14 protein-coding genes and 1 other RNA gene are annotated in these 16,497 nt (G+C 31.1%); 3 read left to right on the top strand and 12 right to left on the bottom strand.

From position 1 onward, the window contains the following. Positions 1–268: 268 nt before the first annotated feature. The gene (locus AC2TEO_RS01160) at positions 269–1,312 is read left to right on the top strand and encodes a T9SS type A sorting domain-containing protein (RefSeq protein ID WP_442266352.1); all 1,044 of its coding nucleotides are present in this window, start codon (positions 269–271) and stop codon (positions 1,310–1,312) included. Positions 1,313–1,878: 566 nt separating this feature from the next. Here AC2TEO_RS01160 and AC2TEO_RS01155 read toward each other — a convergent pair. After that, entirely contained in the window at positions 1,879–2,547 is a 669-nt protein-coding gene (locus AC2TEO_RS01155; RefSeq protein ID WP_442266351.1) for a TrmH family RNA methyltransferase, read from the bottom strand. A gap of 34 nt (positions 2,548–2,581) precedes the next feature. Between AC2TEO_RS01155 and AC2TEO_RS01150 the strand changes: the two genes are divergently transcribed. After that, positions 2,582–3,274: an SIR2 family NAD-dependent protein deacylase gene (locus AC2TEO_RS01150; RefSeq protein WP_442266350.1), complete on the top strand. Its 693-nt coding sequence runs from the start codon at positions 2,582–2,584 to the stop codon at positions 3,272–3,274. On the opposite strand, the gene AC2TEO_RS01145 is transcribed toward AC2TEO_RS01150, so the two are convergent. The 9 genes from AC2TEO_RS01145 to AC2TEO_RS01105 all read right to left on the bottom strand — a co-directional run bounded on the left by AC2TEO_RS01145 (position 3,251) and on the right by AC2TEO_RS01105 (position 14,069). Then, positions 3,251–3,628, bottom strand: a complete 378-nt coding sequence (locus AC2TEO_RS01145) for a lipocalin family protein (protein WP_442266349.1) — start codon at positions 3,626–3,628, stop codon at positions 3,251–3,253. The two genes, AC2TEO_RS01150 and AC2TEO_RS01145, sit on opposite strands and share 24 nt — an antisense overlap. A gap of 65 nt (positions 3,629–3,693) precedes the next feature. After that, the gene (locus AC2TEO_RS01140; protein WP_442266348.1) at positions 3,694–4,161 is read right to left on the bottom strand and encodes a DUF6495 family protein; all 468 of its coding nucleotides are present in this window, start codon (positions 4,159–4,161) and stop codon (positions 3,694–3,696) included. Beyond that, positions 4,151–4,834: a peptidoglycan DD-metalloendopeptidase family protein gene (locus AC2TEO_RS01135; RefSeq protein ID WP_442266347.1), complete on the bottom strand. Its 684-nt coding sequence runs from the start codon at positions 4,832–4,834 to the stop codon at positions 4,151–4,153. Before AC2TEO_RS01135 ends, AC2TEO_RS01140 begins: the two co-directional genes overlap by 11 nt. A 62-nt stretch (positions 4,835–4,896) precedes the next feature. Further along, positions 4,897–6,108 (bottom strand): anti-sigma factor, encoded by a 1,212-nt coding sequence (locus tag AC2TEO_RS01130; RefSeq protein WP_442266346.1) that lies wholly within the window; start codon positions 6,106–6,108, stop codon positions 4,897–4,899. 117 nt (positions 6,109–6,225) lie between these two features. Continuing rightward, positions 6,226–8,493, bottom strand: a complete 2,268-nt coding sequence (locus tag AC2TEO_RS01125; protein WP_442266345.1) for an aconitate hydratase — start codon at positions 8,491–8,493, stop codon at positions 6,226–6,228. 152 nt (positions 8,494–8,645) lie between these two features. Next, positions 8,646–11,420 carry a bifunctional aconitate hydratase 2/2-methylisocitrate dehydratase gene (locus tag AC2TEO_RS01120; protein WP_442266344.1) on the bottom strand — a complete coding sequence of 925 codons (2,775 nt, stop codon included), beginning with the start codon at positions 11,418–11,420 and terminating at the stop codon, positions 8,646–8,648. A gap of 409 nt (positions 11,421–11,829) precedes the next feature. Further along, positions 11,830–12,145, bottom strand: an RNA gene (gene rnpB / locus AC2TEO_RS01115) — RNase P RNA component class A. Between the two features lie 159 nt (positions 12,146–12,304). Beyond that, positions 12,305–13,429, bottom strand: a complete 1,125-nt coding sequence (gene dnaJ, locus AC2TEO_RS01110) for a molecular chaperone DnaJ (protein ID WP_442266343.1) — start codon at positions 13,427–13,429, stop codon at positions 12,305–12,307. 55 nt (positions 13,430–13,484) lie between these two features. Next, on the bottom strand, positions 13,485–14,069 hold the full coding sequence (locus AC2TEO_RS01105; protein ID WP_442266342.1) for a nucleotide exchange factor GrpE: 585 nt from the start codon (positions 14,067–14,069) through the stop codon (positions 13,485–13,487). 200 nt (positions 14,070–14,269) lie between these two features. Here AC2TEO_RS01105 and AC2TEO_RS01100 point away from each other — a divergent pair, with 200 nt between their 5' ends. Next, entirely contained in the window at positions 14,270–14,461 is a 192-nt protein-coding gene (locus tag AC2TEO_RS01100) for a hypothetical protein (protein WP_442266341.1), read from the top strand. Positions 14,462–14,517: 56 nt separating this feature from the next. Here the strand turns inward: AC2TEO_RS01100 and murA are convergent, their stop codons facing one another. Both murA and AC2TEO_RS01090 read right to left on the bottom strand, forming a co-directional pair. Continuing rightward, a complete protein-coding gene (gene murA, locus AC2TEO_RS01095) occupies positions 14,518–15,831 on the bottom strand; it encodes a UDP-N-acetylglucosamine 1-carboxyvinyltransferase (protein ID WP_442266340.1) in 1,314 nt (437 codons plus the stop codon). Further along, complete coding sequence (locus tag AC2TEO_RS01090) at positions 15,832–16,470, bottom strand: DUF4290 domain-containing protein (protein WP_442266339.1); 639 nt, start codon at positions 16,468–16,470, stop codon at positions 15,832–15,834. Positions 16,471–16,497: the final 27 nt, after the last annotated feature.

Here is a 16,497-nt window from a genome sequence, read left to right as displayed (position 1 = left end):
AAATAGAAATAACTAAAATAACTGGAAGAGAAAAGTTAGAAAAAACCTGAAAACTTAAACTTTGAAAATTAATTCATAAAATTTTCTTTATTTGGCCATAAGCTTGTTATTAAACTAAATAAGTTTTTTTATTATAAAGTTTATTATAGATTAATATTTATATTTGCACCGCTTAAAATTTAATATTGCTATGATTAATTTTTACTAAGCTATATTTCCCTGTATTTAAGCCTTTTTAAAACTAAATAATTAAACAAAATTGAATGTTATGAGAAAAAACTACGTTTTACACATTATTCTTTTCATTATTTATCTGAATTCAAATGCACAAGCAGACTTTTTTATTTCAACTGGCTTCCAAAGTAATCCAGTTGGGTTATTAGTTAAAGGAGATGATTTATTAATAGGATCGGTTGGAAAACAAAAAATTTACAGAGTAAATTTAAAAGAAACAACTCCTACACTAAATGAATTTATTAATGATATTAGATTCCCTGGCTTTTTTAAAAAAGTTGGTAATATTCTTTATGTACCGGGAATTAATACTTTGACTGTATTTGATATAACCAATAATACTTCTACTAAATTAAAAGAAATAGCTTCTGATACATTTTTAGTTAGTACTGCTATATATAATAATGATTTGTATGCTGCTTATTACAATGGTGGTAAAATTATTAAGTATAATTTATTAGACTTGGATACTCCTCCTGTTGAAGTACTAAGTGGTTTAGGTAATTTAGTTGATCTCAAAATTCATAATAATGAATTGTACTTTGTTCAAGCTACTGATAGAAAAATATCAAAAATAGATCTTACTGTTTCTAATCCTACTATAAATGAAGTTATTGCTGTTAGAGGAGTTTTAGGACTGTTATTTGTTGGAGATGATTTGTATTTTTCAACAAATGATAATGGTAATAAAGTTTCAAAAATAAATATAAATGATATTAATCCTATTCCTGAAGTGATTGTTGACAATCTTGCTAACCCTGTTTGGGGATTAGAATTTCATGATAATTATTTATACATGGCTCAACAATTTGGTCATGGTGTATGGAGAGTAAATTTAAATAGACTTAATACTGATAAGTTTGATAAAGATACAAGTATTTTATATCCTAATCCTACAAAGGATTTCATTAATATATCTAGTGATAAATACAAGAAATATATTATTAATGATCTAAGTGGTAAGATCGTTTTAAAAGGAAATATTTCAAATCAAAAGATTGATATTAGTAAGCTAAATACAGGTATGTACTTTTTATCTATTGATGGGAAAAAATCGAAAAAAATAATAAAACAATAATCTTATATTTAAATCTTAAATATTCTGAAGCACTTATGAAAAAAAGTATTCATTGTAGCTTTTCTATTATTTTAATAATCTAGTTTTTTTCTCAAGCCATTTAAGATGAAAATTTAGTTGGAAAAATTTTAGTAATTATAATTTTGTAACATTAATCGGAGATACTCTTTCTATTAATAATGAAATAAAAAACAAAACTAAAATTATTATCATTTCTACTTCGTGTTGTGCTCCTTATCAATTTAAAACCTTAGCTATAAACGAATTAGGGAATAAGCATCACACTAAAGTAGATTTCATTAATTTACCGTAGGATTGTGAAACTAAATGTTATTGAAATCAAAGAAAAACACATTGATAAAATCACTTTAATTACATCAAAATTTCAAGAAGAAAATTTGAATTGTATTTCAATATCTGGATTCAAACAGTTTAAATAAATTCTTCAATGGAAATTAATAAAACTTATAGCATTTCTTTTCAAAGAAGCTCATAAAATCAATTAAGAATGTAGATAATATAGAAAAAATTATAATATAATAAATCCAAAATTAGTGAACATTTAATTATTTATTTTCCAAATAAAATTTTTTGAACTTATCTACATTCTTAATTGATTTTTCAATCCACTCTGAATAAATAACTAGTCGTTCTTCTTTTGTTAATTTCCAATTTACATTTGATTTTCTTAATCGAGTTGTTACATCTTGAAGTATAATAGCTGCTGCTACAGATATATTTAAACTCTCTGTAAAGCCTACCATTGGAATTTTTAAATAACCATCTGCATTCTCCATCATAAACTCAGACACACCTTCTCTTTCTACTCCAAAAACAAAAGCAGATTTTTTGGTAATATCAAAATCAGATAAATAACAGGAATCGTTATGTGGTGTTGTTGCAATAATTTGATATCCTTTACTTTTTAAATCTTCGTAACATTCTTGAGTGTTATTATTTTGAGATTTAAATCGATGAAAATCTAACCATTTTTGACTCCCTTTAGCTATTTTCCTAGAAACTTTATTTACATAGCTATTCTCTACAGTATATACATCTTGAATTCCGAAAATATCACAACTTCTTACTACCGCACTTGCATTATGTGGTTGAAAAACATTCTCTAAAACAACAGTAAAATGTTTAGTTCTATTATCTAATACTTCTTTAAACGTTTGCTTTCTATTGTCTGTAACGTAACCTTCTAAATATTGTAATAATTCTTCATCTATCATACCGCAAACTTATAAAAATTATTACTTTAGAAACATGAAAAAATTAGTTGTACTTACAGGAGCTGGAATTAGCGCAGAAAGCGGAATAAATACTTTTAGAGATGCTGATGGATTATGGGAAGGTCATGATATTATGGAAGTAGCTTCACCACAAGGTTTTAGAAATAATCCTGAATTGGTTTTAGATTTTTACAATCAAAGAAGAAGACAACTATTTGATGTTTCACCTAATGAAGCTCATTATAATCTGAAAAAGTTAGAAGATAAATTTGAAGTACATATCATTACACAAAATGTAGATGATTTACATGAGCGAGCTAAAAGCTCACATATTATTCATTTGCATGGAGAGCTTTTAAAAGCAAAAAGCTCCCTTACAGATAATTTTATTTGTGAATGGGTTAAAGATATAAATATTGGAGATAAAGCTAAAGATGGCTCTCAATTGCGTCCTTACATCGTATGGTTTGGTGAAGATGTACCTATGATACCAAAAGCTGTTGAAATTGTTGAACAAGCAGATGTTTTAGTTATCATTGGAACCTCTATGCAAGTTTACCCTGCAGCAAGTTTAATCAATTTTATTAAAGAAAGTACACCTATATATTTCATTGATCCTAAACCTATGGTAAATAAAAACGCCTTTAACAATTTAACAATTATTAAAGACGTAGCTTCTTTGGGGACAAAAAAATTATTAGAATTACTTAACGTAAGTAATCATTAAATTGTCGTCTGAGTTCTCAAGATCTTCTACTAACTCGATGATAAGTTTACTTTCAGAAATTTCAATAACTCTGTGGAAAATTGTTTCATCTCCAGAAAGTTTAATCATTTTCTTACTCTTATCGTAAGTCCATGAAAAGGTTTTAGAATCACCAAAATGATTCTCCTCAACTTTTCCATCTTTAGAAAATACTAACCATTCATCGGTTTTATTCGATGCTAATTCAGGTTCTTCGCCTTTTTCTTGAATAGATTCAATGAACCATTTTCCTGAAGTTAAGATTGTTTCAACTTCTTGTGCTTTAACAGTAAAAGTTAATAAACCTAAAAATAATGCTAATACTAATTTCTTCATTTTGATAGATTGTGTTTTTACTCAAAAATAAACAAAAGTTAGACCAAAATTGTAATTGTTGATAATTAACTTATAATTTTTTCAAAAAAATTATACAAATCTCCTTTACTTATGGTACTTCCTTTTTCTATTAAATCAAATACTTCTACGTTTCTCTCTAAAGAATACGTTTTTGTTCCGTTAAATAACTCTACGTCTTCAGTATCATAATTTTCCAGTAACCAATTATAATCATTTTGAGTCAATAAATCAACTTCTTTATGAACTTTAATTACAATTCTGGATATTTTTTCTTCTTTACACTTAAAAAGATTAATCGTATTTTTAGAAAAATGTTCTAGATACTCAGTTCTATTTAATACATTTTCCCAAACAATATCACTAAATAAATTCAATTCATTTTCTGCTAAAGAAGGTTGGTTTTCTTTAATTTTTTTCCACTCATTAAAATCTACTCCCTGTGTTGCTAAAAACTTTGAAAATTCTTCATGCAAACTTTCGAACTGTTCTTTTGTTAGCTGTCTATATTTCATTTGGCAATTTTAATAGTAAATTTGGATTTGGACAATTTTGTTGATAAAAATCTACATCTTCTTTTGAACAAACCCCAGGATAATCTCCTTGCTTACCTTGCATATCTATAATTAATTGAAAATGTAAATGCGGTGCATAATCACCATTTACTATATTATCTCCTAAATACCCAATAATTTCTTCTTGAGTTACTCTTTGTCCAACTTCAATATTTTCTGATGAATCTAAAGATAAATGACCATATAAACTATAAAATTCTATACCTTTAATTTGATGCTTAATAATTATTGTTGGCCCATAATCTCCATGATTCAAATTATTTTTAAAACTATGTATTTCTCCATCTAAAACTGCAAGGACTTTTGTTCCTGCATCACACCATAAATCAATTCCTAAATGAATATTTCGCTCATTGTCTTCGGAAGAATTGAAGTAAGCACTTCTTTTATAAATATCTCTTTTTTCAAAATACCCACCAAAAGCTACTTTTGCTTTTTTCTCTTTTAAAAATTTCTCTAAGTAAACAGACCATTCTTCAGAAGAACTGACATCAAAAGTACTTAAATCAGTATTTTTTGTTGATATAGAAACAGCTGTGTAATCGGATATAGCTAAACTAGTATCTATCACTTTCAAACTAGTTTTTGATATAGAATTGAGAATTTCTTTCATGACATAAAAATAAAAAAGTGCAGTTAAAACTGCACTTTAATTCATTATAATTTAATGATGTTTTATCTTGTTACTGTACCAGAAATTACTTGAACTGGTCCTGCTCCAATATTTAGTACTGAATGGTCCATCGCCATTGCTGGAATACCTTGTGCCAAAGGCTTTAAGGTAAATGGTGCTGAACTATTATCTGGACTTGGTTCAACAGAAATAACAACTGTATTTCCTCTTAAATCAATAGGAAAAGTAATACTTCCAACACTTCCCATAACATAATCCTCACCTGGATAAGAAGGTCCGTTATTAGAAGTTCCTTTAAATGGTGAAGTTGCTGCATTGTCATCAGCATTAGATACATCTGTAAATGTTCCTGTACTAATTGGTGTTCCATTAATAACTACCCATCCTTCATATTTCCATCCTGCCGGTAAAGTTGGTAAATTTAATCCTGCAACAGGAGACATTCCTGAATTATCTAAAAACCAAATTCCGCTATATTCATTTGTATCATCAGTGTCTGTAGGTGTTGCTAAAATATACTTACCTGTTGAACCGCTAAAATCAGCTACAACACCTGTAGAAGTAACATTAGCAGAACTTCCTGAAAAATCTCCTGACAACAATTTAGTTGCAGCTGGAGCTGGATCTGGATCAACAGCTGGTTCAATCGATAAAACAAATGCTGTTGCAGCATCTAAGTCAGATTTTTTAACATAAAACTCTGTTTGAGACAAAGTTCCCGAATCATCAACTGTAAAAACACCTGTAGTAACTGGAGCTCCATTCACAATTATCCAACCTTCATACTTATAATCATTTCCTAAATTTTCTAAACCTGTAAAATTAAGTGATAAACTAGCTCCTTGTATTCTATCAACTTCTATATTATTAGATAAATCATAATTACCTGAAAGGTTATTGGCATTTTTACCCATTTCTAAACCTTCTAAACCGTTCTCATAGGCAATAAACCATATAAAACATTTTCCTGCTCCTGCTCCATCGAAATTTACGCCTTCCAAAGCGGCAATGTCTCCTGGTAATCCTAAAATCATTCCAGCTTCATCAGTTATAATAAAAGATGTGTTAGTTCCTACAGTATTTCCTCCAACAGAAATTCCAGACACATTATCTGCTATACCATCTACTAAAAAAGAAAATGGTCCACCAGTTAAAGTTCCTGCCTCTGTTATTGTTACGTCTTCATCATCGTTACACCCAGTAAACGTTAATGTAAAAGCCAAAGCAAGTGCTCCTAAAATTAGTTTTTTCATTATTAATTAGATTTTAGTTAATTATAGCCTTTTAGTCGATAACCATACTCTTACTTACAAAAAACTCCTGACTTTTTATTCAGGAGTTAATTTAATATCAAAAAAAGTAAATATATTTTAAGCGTTTTGTTTTTTTATTAAATTTAGAGCAGAACCTTCTTTATACCATTCTATTTGACCTTCATTATAAGTATGGTTTACTTTTATTTCGTCTTTTGAACCATCGGAATGCACAACCTCAATTGTTAATTGTTTTCCTGAAGCAAATTCATTTAAATCTAAAAAATTAAATGTATCATCTTCTTGAATTAAATCATAATCTAATTCATTAGCAAAAGTTAAACCTAACATTCCTTGCTTTTTTAGGTTTGTTTCATGGATACGAGCAAATGATTTAACAATGACTGCTACTACACCTAAATGACGTGGTTCCATTGCGGCATGCTCACGAGAAGAACCTTCTCCATAATTATGATCTCCAACAACTACAGTAGGAATACCTGCTGCTTTATAAGCTCTTTGCGTTGCTGGTACGGCATCATACTCACCGTTAATCTGGCTTTTTACAAAATTTGTTTGTTTATTAAACGCATTTACTGCCCCAATTAAACAGTTGTTTGATATATTATCTAAATGTCCTCTATAACGTAACCATGGACCTGCCATAGAAATGTGATCAGTTGTACATTTACCAAAAGCTTTAATTAAAAGTTTGGCTCCTTTAATTTCGCTTCCGATAGGTGTAAATGGTGTTAATAATTCTAAACGCTCAGAATTTGGATTTACAATTACTTCTACTCCGCTTCCGTCGGCAACTGGTTCTAAATATCCATTCTCTTTAACTTCAAAACCTTTTGGAGGTAATTCCCATCCTGTTGGTTCATCAAGCTTAACTTCTTCACCATTTTCATTTATTAATGTATCTGTAATTGGATTAAAATCTAATCTCCCAGCAATTGCAATTGCTGCAACTAATTCAGGTGAAGCTACAAAAGCATGCGTATTTGGATTTCCATCTGCTCGTTTAGCAAAGTTTCTATTGAAAGAATGTACAATACTGTTCTTAGGTGCATTTTTTGGATCTTCATAACGCCCCCATTGTCCGATACATGGTCCACAAGCATTAGTGAAAATTTTAGCATCAAGTTTTTCAAAAACTTGTAAGATACCATCACGTTCAGCTGTGTAACGAACTTGTTCTGAACCAGGATTAATTCCAAATTCCGCTTTAGTTTTTAATCCTTTATCTAACGCTTGCTGTGCTATTGAAGAAGCACGAGATAAATCTTCATAAGATGAATTTGTACAAGACCCAATTAATCCCCATTCAACTTTTAAAGGCCAATCATTAGTATTTGCTTTTTCTGTCATTTCAGGTCCAGCTGGCGTAGATAAATCAGGTGTAAAAGGTCCATTTAATAATGGTTGTAATTCAGATAAATTAATTTCTATTACTTGATCGAAATATTGTTCAGGATTTGCATAAACTTCTGCATCAGCAGTTAAATAATCTTTTATTTCATTTGCTGCATCAGCAACATCTGCTCTATCTGTAGCACGTAAATAACGTTCCATAGAATCGTCGTAACCAAAAGTAGAAGTTGTTGCTCCAATTTCTGCCCCCATATTACAAATTGTTCCTTTACCAGTACAAGACATTCCTGTCGCTCCTGGTCCGAAGTATTCTACAATAGCATCAGTTCCTCCTTTTACAGTTAAAATTTCTGCTACTTTTAAAATCACATCTTTAGGAGCAGTCCAACCAGATAATTTTCCAGTTAATTTTACTCCTATTAATTTAGGAAACTTTAATTCCCAAGGCATACCCGCCATAACATCAACGGCATCAGCTCCACCAACTCCAATAGCAACCATTCCTAATCCACCAGCATTTACAGTGTGTGAATCTGTACCTATCATCATTCCTCCAGGAAATGCATAATTTTCTAAAACTACTTGGTGAATAATTCCTGCTCCTGGTTTCCAGAAACCAATTCCGTATTTATTTGAAACTGATTCTAAGAAATTAAATACTTCATTACTTATGTTTAATGCATTTTGCAAATCTGTACTTGCTCCTTCTTTTGCTTGAATTAAATGATCACAGTGTACAGTAGTTGGAACAGCTACTTTATCTTTACCTGCCTGCATGAATTGTAGTAACGCCATTTGAGCTGTTGCATCTTGACATGCCACTCTATCTGGTGCAAAATCTACATAATCTTTACCTCTTTGAAAAGCTTTAGATGGATTACCATCCCAAAGGTGTGTATATAATATTTTTTCTGCTAATGTTAACGGTTTACCTGTAATCTTTCGAGCAGCATCTACTCTTTCAACTACTTTAGCGTAAACCTCTTTTATCATATTAATATCGAAAGCCATGAACTATAAGTTTTAGTTTGTAGACTAATTTACCAAAAAAACGTAATAGAAATTCGTAACCTATTTTAATTATAATGAGTTTAAATAAGGTATTGAAATAAAAAAAGCCCAAGTAAAACTTGGGCTCTATAATATGATATAAAAGTTGTTAATTAAACAACTAATAGCTTTTGTGATGGCTTGAATTTAGTTAACACAATACCTTCAACAGCTGCTTGATATTCTTCTAATGTTGGGGTTCTTCCTAAAATTGAAGATAACACAACTACAGGAGTTGATGATAATAATGATTCTCCTTTTTTCTCTTGTGAATCTCTAACAACACGACCTTGGAATAAACGAGTAGAAGTTGCCATTACAGTATCTCCTGGCTCTGCTTTTTCTTGGTTCCCCATACAAAGGTTACATCCAGGACGCTCTAAATATAATACATTTTCATACTTTGTACGAGCTGCTGCTTTTGGAGCATCATCATCAAACACAAACCCAGAATACTTAGCTAAAACATCCCAGTCACCTTCTGCTTTTAACTCATCAACAATGTTATATGTTGGAGGAGCTACAACTAAAGGTGCGTTAAATTTAACTTCACCTTGCTGAGCTTCGATATTCTTTAACATTTGAGCTAAAATCTTCATATCTCCTTTGTGAATCATACAAGATCCTACAAAACCTAAATCAACTTTCTTAGTTCCTCCATAGAAAGATAAAGGTTGAATGTTATCGTGTGTATAACGCTTAGAAACATCTTCGTTATTTACATCTGGATCGGCAATCATTGGCTCAACAATCTTGTCTAAGTCAATAACAACTTCAGCATAATATTTAGCATCCGCATCTGGTCTTAAAGCTGGTCTGCTTCCTGATTCTAATTCAGCAATACGGTTGTTAGCTTTATCAACTAAACCTTGTAATACTTGCTTTTCATTATCCATTCCTTTATCGATCATAATTTGAATACGATCTCTAGAAATTACTAATGATTCTATTAATGTTTCATCTTCAGAAATACAAATAGAAGCTTTAGCTTTCATTTCAGCAGTCCAATCTGTAAATGTAAATGCTTGATCAGAAGTTAATGTACCAATGTGAACTTCAATAATTCTTCCTTGGAAAACATTTTCGCCTTCAAATTGATCTAACATTTGTTGTTGTGTAGCATGTACTACATCACGGAAATCCATATATGGAACCATATCTCCTTTGAAGGTCACTTTAACTGACTCAGGAATTGGCATTGTCGCTTCACCTGTTGCTAATGCTAAAGCTACTGTTCCAGAATCTGCTCCGAAAGCAACACCTTTTGCCATTCTTGTGTGAGAATCTCCACCGATAATAACATCCCAATCATCAACTGCTATGTCATTTAATACTTTGTGAATTACATCAGTCATTGCATGGTAAACTCCTTTAGGGTCACGACCAGTAATTAAACCGAAGTCATTCATAAACTTCATTAATCTTGGAATATTAGCCTTAGATTTATCATCCCATACAGAAGCTGTGTGACATCCAGATTGATACCCAGCATCCACGATTGGAGAAATTACAGTAGCTGCCATCATTTCTAACTCTTGAGAAGTCATTAAACCTGTAGTATCCTGAGATCCAACAATATTTACTTCTACACGAGTATTAGAACCTGCATGTAACGTAACTCCTGGAGTATTTCCTACAGCGTTTCTATTGAAAATTTTCTCTACTGCAGTTAATCCTTGACCTTCGATAGAAATTTCTTTAGAAGGAGCATATACTTGAGGCACATCAATACCTAATGCTTTACATGCAAAAGTTTGTAATTTTTTACCGAAAACAACAGCATAAGAACCTCCTGCTTTAATAAACTCCATTTTTTGAGGAGTTAACGCAGTAGAAATATCTTTTAATTCAGTATTTCCGTTGTATAATTTCTTTTCTTTAGTATTGATTGTTAAAACTGTACCTGTTTTAACTGAATAAACTTCTTTTAAGATTGGATCACCATCTTTGTCTACAATAGTATTTCCATTTTCATCTTTTTGCTTCACCCAGTTTTTAAGGTCGATTCCAATACCTCCAGTAACACCAACTGTAGTTAAGAAGATTGGAGCAATACCATTTGTTCCAGCAATTACTGGTGCAATATTGATAAAAGGTACATATGGACTAGAAGGAATACCTGTCCATAAAGCCACGTTATTTACACCTGACATACGAGAAGAACCAACTCCCATTGTTCCTTTTTCTGCTATTAACATTACACGCTTATCTGGGTGTTGCTTTTGTAATGCTAATAATTCGTTCTGCATATCTTTATTATGCTCGAACATAGATTGACCGTGTAATTCACGATCTGATCTTGAGTGTGCATCTGCACCTGGAGAAAGTAAATCTGTAGAGATATCTCCAACTCCTGCTATATAAGTTACAACTTGAATTTCTTCATCAACCTCTGGTAATTTAGTAAAGAATTCCGCTTTAGCATAGCTTTCGATAATATCTTTAGCTAAACTATTACCATTTTTCATAGCATTCTCTAAACGCTCAGTATCTGCCTCATATAAGAATACTTGTGTTTTTAAAACTTTTGCAGCTTCTTCAGCAATGCTTAAATCGTTTCCTAATGCTAAATCTAAAAGTACTTCAATTGAAGGACCTCCTTTCATATGTGATAACTGTTCAAAAGCAAAAGTAGGTGTAATCTCCTCTACTATAGATTCTCCAAGGATAATCTCTTTTAAAAACTTTGCTTTTACACCAGCTGCACTTGTTGTACCTGGTAATGTATTATAAATAAAGAAATTAAGAGACTCTTTTCTGTGCTCGTTATTTACATCTTTAATTTGTGAGATAATTTCACTAAGTAATTCGCTGCCATCAATTGGCTTAGGATGTAAACCTAGCTCTTTTCTTTCTTCAATCTCTTTTAGGTAATCTTGGTAGTTCATAATAGAAAAATCTTTTCAATGTTAAAGGCAATTTTATCAATTAGTTATTTACACCTAATCTTACTTTGCCATAGTTAATTGTAACAATGTCGTTTGTATAGTTGCATATCATCTGCAAGACTATTCTAGTTTATTGTCCTCTGTAAATTTTATTAATAAGACTCGATTTTTATAATCTGCTTACAAACGTAAATTACACAGTAAATGTTTATAATTTTAAGTCTGGCGAATTTACAAATTTTCATTCATATTTGAAAATAATATAACGTTTTCGGTTAAACATTAAATATTACATAATAAAAACATTTTTAAAAAGATGTTTTTTATTAATTTACTAAAAAAGAAAACGTAAATTATCAATTTCACAATTTTAAACATTAGATTTTGAGATAAAAAAAATATTTTAGAAGAAAAAAGCAGACCAATAAGCCGGATTCTGTTACTTTTTAATACAAAAAAGCCCTTATCATTTATCTAGTTAGTGCATTACTGCAAAAATCTATCTGCCTACCCCTTAGAATCGTGCGAGTAACACTCGAGCTCTAATATACGTGGCATTGCACCGCATAGAGTTTACCTGATTTCACTACAGCATTACCTGTACATTCTTTCTGTTGCACTTGTCCTCAGTTTACACTGGACGGATGTTATCCGCTATGCTTACTCTTTGGTGTCCGGACTTTCCTCTAAGAAATAAATTCCTAGCGATAAGGCTGGTCTGCTAATTTATTTTTTTCACTTATTAGCTTTCATAAAAAAACCCACTCAAAGATTGAGTGGGAAAATTGCTATGAAAAAGAAAAAGTATCTGGAACGTCTTCCAGACACTACAAATATATAACTTTTTTTAACTTTCTACAAAAAAAAATAAAAAAATATTCTTTTTAAGAAAACATATCTTTTACCCTATCAAAAAATGACTTATCAGTTTTTTGCGGGTTTGGTGAAAAATTATCATCTACCAACATAGATTCGAAGAACTTACGTTGTTCTTTTGTTAATTCTTGCGGTGTCCATACATTAATATGAATTAAGAAATCACCTGTACCATATCTTTCTATACTTGGTAAACCTTTACCTTTTAATCTTAAAATTTTTCCTGATTGAGTACCAGCATCTATTTTAATTTTAACTTTTCCTGTTACAGTTTCAATCTCTTTCGATGCTCCTAATACAGCTTCAGAAAAATTAATGTACAAATCATAATGTAAATTACTTCCTTCTCGTTTAATTGCTTCGTGCTGTACTTCTTCAATTAACACTAACAAGTCTCCTGGAATAGAATTTTTACCTGGTGCTTCGTTTCCTTTACCTCCAACCTTTAACTGTACTCCTTCTGTTACACCTTCAGGAATATTAATTGAAACCGTTTCTTCTTTAACAACCATTCCTTGAGCATCAGCGTCATTAGGACGTTTGTCAATCATCTCTCCTGCTCCTTGACAAGTTGAACAAGTAGTTGCAGTTTGCATTCTACCTAAAATGGTATTTGTTACACGCATTATTTGTCCAGTTCCATTACAAGTACTACATGTCTTATATGATACTCCTTCTGCCTGTATTTTTCTACGAACCTTTACCTTTTTCTCTACACCTTTGGCTATTTCTTCTAAAGTAAGTTTAACTCTAATTCGAAGATTCCCTCCCTTAACTCTAGCTCTTCCTCGACTTCCACCTCCGAATCCACCAAATCCACCACCGAAGGCACCTCCGAAAATGTCTCCGAATTGACTAAAGATATCATCCATATTCATTCCGCCACCACCGAAACCACCGGCACCTCCTTCAAATGCAGCATGACCATATTGATCGTAACGTGCTTTCTTCTGCTCATCACTTAAAACTTCATAAGCTTCTGCACATAATTTAAACTTCTCTTCTGCTTCTTTGTTATCAGGATTTTTATCTGGGTGATATTTAATAGCCATCTTACGATATGCCTTCTTTATCTCTGCTTGAGTAGCTGATTTAGCTACACCTAATACTTCGTAATAATCTTGCTTTGCCATGTCTTTTCAATTATGAATGAACAATTATCATTAACTTTTAACAATTGATCAATCTTTACGCCTGTCCTACAACAACTTTGGGGTGACGAATAATTTTATCTCCAAGTTTATAACCTTTTTCTACGCAATCTATGATCTTCCCTTTTAAATCGTCTGAAGGTGCTGGAATTTGTGTTATAGCTTCATGTGTATCTGCATCAAAAATATCTCCTTGATTTACCTCAATAGAAGATAAACCTTTTTGTTCTAGAGTTTTAATTAGTTTTTGATAAATTAATAAAACTCCTTTCCTTAATTCCTCTGCTTCTTTATCATCTTCAATATGTGTTAAAGCTCTTTCAAAATCATCCAAAATTGGCAGTAAAACTGTCATTAATTCCTGGTTTGCTGTTTTAAAAAGCTCCACTCTTTCTCTTGAAGTACGTTTTTTGTAATTTTCAAATTCTGCAAATAAACGCAAATATTTATCTTTTTCACCTTGTAATAGTTCTTCGAAAGATGGTTTTCCTTCTTCTTCTATAACATCCTCTTCTTTATTCTCTGCTTCATTATCATTAACTTGCTCTTCACTTGATTTATACTCTGCACTTTTCATAGCATCGTTAAACTCATCTTCTTTAGTATATTGATCTTTACTCATTGTAAATCGCTTCTTTAATTTTAGTTTGCAAACTAAAAGCAAGAATACTGCCATCACAAAAAAGATGTCATAATGACATCTTTTTTGTGATTTAAAAATGATTTTTTAACATTTAAAAACTGAATTTATATTTTAATTAACAAGAAAACTTTTTAATTTTATAATTGATAATTTTATTAACCTCATAAATCAAACTTATTATGAAAAACTTATTGAACATTAATGGTGTATCTGTTTTAACCAAAAAAGATCAGAAAACTTTAACTGGCGGAATTCTCTTAATCGATCCAAAATATTGTGGTTGTGATTGTGCTGGTAGAGTAACTGGACCAAAATATTGCGAACAAGTTATTGCTTGCCCACAAGAGTATACTTGCAACGAAGAAATGTAAAAAAAAGCGACTTATAAGTCGCTTTTTTTTTCAAATTAAATATTTATATCATCTATTTAATCTTCTATTCTTTCTATTTTAGCACCTAATGCCTGTAAGCGAGGAACAATTCGTTCATAACCTCTATCGATTTGTTCGATATTATTAATAATACTTGTTCCTTTGGCCGACAAAGCCGCAATTAATAAAGAAATACCAGCTCGAATATCTGGTGAAGTCATTTTTGTTGCTTTTAATTGTGATTGTCTATTATGTCCAATAACAGTGGCCCTATGAGGATCACATAAAATGACTTTAGCACCCATATCAATCAATTTATCCACAAAAAACAATCTACTTTCAAACATTTTCTGATGAATTAAAACTGTTCCTTTTGCTTGTGTAGCAACAACTAGAACAATACTTAATAAATCAGGTGTAAAACCTGGCCAAGGAGCATCAGCTACTGTTAAAACAGATCCATCGATATAATTTTGAATCTCATAGCTTTCTTGAGCAGGAATATAAATATCATCGTTTCTTTTTTCTAACTGTATTCCTAGTTTTCTAAATACATTAGGAATCTGTCCTAAATCCTTCCAACTAACATCTTTAATTGTTAATTCAGATTTAGTCATAGCAGCCATACCGATCCAACTACCTATTTCAATCATATCAGGCAAAATACGGTGTTCACACCCACTTAACTCTTTAACACCTTCAATAGTTAACAAGTTAGAACCAACACCTGTAATTTTAGCTCCCATACTATTCAACATTTTACAAAGTTGTTGTAAGTAAGGCTCACAAGCAGCATTATAAATTGTTGTTTTTCCTTTAGCTAAAACAGCAGCCATTACAATATTTGCTGTTCCTGTTACAGAAGCTTCATCAAGTAACATATCTGTACCTGTTAACCCTGAATCAGTTTCAACTCCATAGAAATATTCTTCTTTATTATAACGGAATTTAGCTCCTAAGTTTATGAAACCTTCAAAGTGCGTATCTAAACGACGTCTTCCTATTTTATCTCCACCAGGGCGAGGAATATATCCTTTTCCAAAACGAGCTAATAAAGGCCCAACGATCATAATAGAACCTCTTAAAGAACTTCCATCTCTTTTAAAATCTGCGCTTTCTAAATATTTTAAATTAATATCATCTGCTTGAAAACTATAAGAGTTATCTCCTAATTTTTCAATCTTAACTCCTAATTCTCCTAGGATGAATATTAATTTATTAACATCAATAATATCAGGAATGTTATTGATAATTACTTTTTCTGCTGTTAATAAAACCGCACATATAATTTGTAATGCTTCGTTTTTTGCTCCTTGAGGGGTTATTGTACCTTTTAGTGGATGTCCTCCTTCAATTTTAAAAGATGCCATTTATTTTTTTCTGTTTTTTGAATTTTTGTTGTGAGTTGATTTCTTTTTTCCTTGCCCTTGATTACTTCTTTGTTTTAATAAAATTTTAATATCTGCCAACTCATCTTCTTTACCTCTATAGTCTATTTCTCCGTCTGTTAATTCGTATAAATGGTCTAATATTACTTCATCATCAACATTATCTTTATTCCAATTTAGATAACATTTTTTCATATGATTAGCTATAGTGTATACTAAGGCTTCTTTCATCTCTCCTTCTTCCCAAGTTAAAACAACATCAATCATGTTTTGAATATTATTTCCGTAAAACCTATACTTAGAAGCCGATTTTGGATAAGGCATCGATTGAGGTTTTTCCTTTAATTCTTCTTGAGAAGGTTTTTCGTAAGGAGAATCAACATCTAATTTAAAATCAGACATGATATGTAATTGATCCCATAACTTATGTTTAAAATCAGGAACATCACGTAAATGAGGTTGTAGATTTCCCATTACATCTATGATAGCTTTGGCCATCGTATTTCTTTCTTCTTTAGTAGGTAACCCTATACAATGATCTACCAATTTTTGAATATGCCTACCATATTCTGGTATTATAAGTTTTGTTCTTCCTGAATTATATTCTAAATCAAACGTCATTTCCTTTAATATATTTAGTGCAAAGTA

It is taken from the genome of Tenacibaculum aquaeponti (genome assembly GCF_057221555.1).
This window is presented reverse-complemented; position numbering and strand designations above follow the sequence as displayed.